Source organism: Holdemania filiformis DSM 12042 (assembly GCF_000157995.1).
Classification (GTDB): domain Bacteria; phylum Bacillota_I; class Bacilli_A; order Erysipelotrichales; family Erysipelotrichaceae; genus Holdemania; species Holdemania filiformis.
This window is the reverse complement of record NZ_GG657552.1, coordinates 144781-147858: the sequence shown is the minus strand read 5'-3', so window position 1 is coordinate 147858 and position 3078 is coordinate 144781. Positions and strand designations below refer to the sequence as shown.

Here is a 3078-nt window from a genome sequence, read left to right as displayed (position 1 = left end):
GATAAGGGACATTCTGGCGGTTGCCCAGCTTCTGACAACCTGTCTTGACTGCATCTTAAAAATTATAGAACTCGAAAGAAAAAGTGCCGCAAACTCCACCAAAAGTAACCGGCACTTATCTGTCCACCACTTCTCAAATAAGAGATAGTGTCTGACGGGTATCGCTTTCTCAAGCGTCCCTACACCCATAGTATATTCCATTCTTGAGTTATTTCAAGTGTTTTTATAAATTTAATTACGCTTCTAAATTTATCTTCTTTCGCTTTGCCAAGGAGGATAGAAAAGAAGACAGTCCCCGCTAAAAACTATCAGCTGACTGTAATCAGTCTGAAATCAAGATGTTCTCAAGGGTTTTCAAGGTGTTCTGTTTTTTATTACCTTGGAAACTCGCGAAGTAACTCTTTTAACTTTTCCTGTTTCCAGCGCGCAGTAACTGAACTTTCTTTAAATAGCAGCCTGGTTTTGGCCTGGCCTTCAGCTTCTTTCCGGGGGAATCTCGCGCAACTGATTCCTTTGCGGATCTGTTCAACAGCTTCAAGAAAGCTGGATTGGTTTTATCCTTACGCTCTTATATCGGTGAAGCGCGGAGCGGGAATCAGCGATGTGCTTTACCCTTCTCTGTTATTCTTCTGACGCTCCAGCGCCGCGGCGATCAGACCGGAAAATAACGGATGAGCTTTGTTGGGACGACTCTTGAATTCCGGGTGATACTGCACCGCAACAAAATACGGATGATCTGCCAATTCGATCGCTTCGACCAGACGGCCGTCCGGAGAAGTTCCGCTGATCCGCATCCCATGCGCTTCAAATTCTTCCCGGTAAGCATTGTTAAACTCATAACGATGACGGTGACGTTCCCGGATCTCGAGGCCGCCGTAGATCGACGCTAAGCGCGAATGCGGCTGGATAAGACAAGGATAAGCGCCTAACCGCATTGTGCCCCCCTTTTCCAGTTCATCCGATTGATCTGCCATGAAATCAATGATCTTATGCGGACTGGCCGGATCAAATTCACGCGAATGCGCGTCAGTATAGCCTAACGCATGACGGGCGAATTCAATCGCTGCCGTCTGCATCCCCAGACAAATTCCCAGATAAGGAATCTGATAACGCCGGGCATAGTGCGCCGCCGCAATCTTCCCTTCAATCCCCCGGTCGCCGAAACCGCCGGGAACTAAAATGCCATCACAATCGCCCAGGATAACTTCCGCGCTTTCTTCAGTAACGGTTTCCGCTTCGATCCAGCGGATTTCCACCTGCGCGCCGTTGGCATAACCGCCATGACGCAGCGCTTCGGCCACCGATAAATAAGCGTCGCGCAGCTTCACATATTTCCCAACTAAACCGATTGTGACGTGCTCGCGGCTCTGACGGATCCGGTCGAGCATTTGATTCCATTCGCGCAGATCGCACTCCGGGCAATCCAGCTGAAGCAGCTCGCACACCTTGTCCGACAGGCGCTGTTTTTGAAGCATGAGCGGCGCTTCATAAAGCACCGGCACCGTGCGGTTTTCAATCACGCAGCCCGGCTGAACGTTGCAGAACAGACTGATTTTTTCTTTTAAAGCAGAGGGCAGCGGCTGATCGCAGCGGCAGACGATGAGATCGGGCGTGATCCCGTTGGCGCGCAGTTCGCGGACAGAATGCTGGGTCGGTTTGGATTTCAGTTCGCCGCTGCCTTCAATATAGGGGATCAAGGTCACATGGATGAACAGGCAGTTTTCCTTTTTCACTTCCAGTGAAATCTGGCGGATCGCCTCGATGAACGGCTGACTTTCGATATCGCCGATTGTCCCGCCGATCTCCGTAATGACGATGTCCGCATTGGAGGACTCGCCGACGGAATAAATAAATTTTTTAATCTCATTGGTAATATGCGGAATCACCTGCACGGTTTCGCCGAGATATTCGCCCCGGCGTTCCTTATTTAAGACGTTCCAATAGACCTTGCCAGTCGTCAGGTTGGAAAACCGGTTCAGGTCTTCGTCGATAAATCGTTCATAATGGCCCAGATCCAGATCGGTTTCCGCGCCGTCTTCGGTGACGAATACCTCGCCATGTTGATAAGGACTCATCGTTCCGGGATCGACATTGATATAGGGATCCAGTTTCTGGGATGCGACTTTTAATCCCCGGGATTTCAGCAGCCGGCCCAACGAAGCGGCGGTAATGCCTTTCCCTAACCCGGAAACGACGCCGCCGGTTACAAAGATATATTTCATACTTTCATCTCCTCACTTTTGTTTGTTCTCAGTTAAGACCTGCCGGGCGGCTTCGCCGCGGCTGATCCGTAAATTCATCGCCATTTTTTCCAAAGCGTGATGGGCTTCATCCTCGCTCATCCCTCTTTCCATCAATACCTGCTTCGCCTGACGGATTTGCCGGCTCTGTGCCGCAAGTCTCTTCAAAGCCGGACTGCGCTGAAGCAGCGCCGGGGCTTGATCCGCGATTTGATTCAGCAGCGGATCCAACCGCACCGGACGTGCGCACAACAGTACGTTCTCCCATTCCGTCTTCCTTTGTTTTTCAGACGCCGTCCAGAACAGAAAAAATGTGTCCGGATAGGCTTTCGCCTGCTTTAACAAAATCGGAAGCGCGGTTTCTTCCTGGGACGGCAGGTCGATTAAAACCAGCGTCAGGGACTGCAGCTTTAACAGCGGCGTCATGGCGGCCAGGGTACCGGCCTGGGCCACAAGTTGTCCGCCGATCCGGCGGATTACACTTTTTAAACACGTCTCTGCGCTTAACGCATTATTCACCAACAATACGGTTAACATTCGGTTTCGCCTGTCTTTCCTCTGTTAGTGTGGACAACGGATATCGGATATATCCCCGCCGCGGAGTCCGTTCAGATATTTCTTCAGGCAATCCGCTAAAGATCAGCCGGTTAAACCGGACATCGTATTCCTGAATCGGACGGAAGGAAAATCGCTTGTTTTTCAGCATCGACTTCACCTCAGTTTCAACAAGAAAAAGGGGACATGAAAAACTGACATTTCATGAACCCCTTTGTTCAATGGGAGTATTATACAGGAACACTTTTTTCAGTTCAAGAATTTTTTTCTGAATTTATATTCC

Annotated in this window: 2 protein-coding genes; both read right to left on the bottom strand. The window is 50.0% G+C overall.

The features are described 5' to 3' along the window. Nucleotides 1–608: 608 nt before the first annotated feature. Nucleotides 609–2222, bottom strand: a complete 1614-nt coding sequence (locus tag HOLDEFILI_RS01535) for a CTP synthase (protein WP_006057577.1) — start codon at nucleotides 2220–2222, stop codon at nucleotides 609–611. A 12-nt stretch (nucleotides 2223–2234) separates the two neighbouring features. Beyond that, nucleotides 2235–2777 (bottom strand): ANTAR domain-containing protein, encoded by a 543-nt coding sequence (locus HOLDEFILI_RS01530; protein ID WP_006057576.1) that lies wholly within the window; start codon nucleotides 2775–2777, stop codon nucleotides 2235–2237. Nucleotides 2778–3078 lie beyond the last annotated feature (301 nt).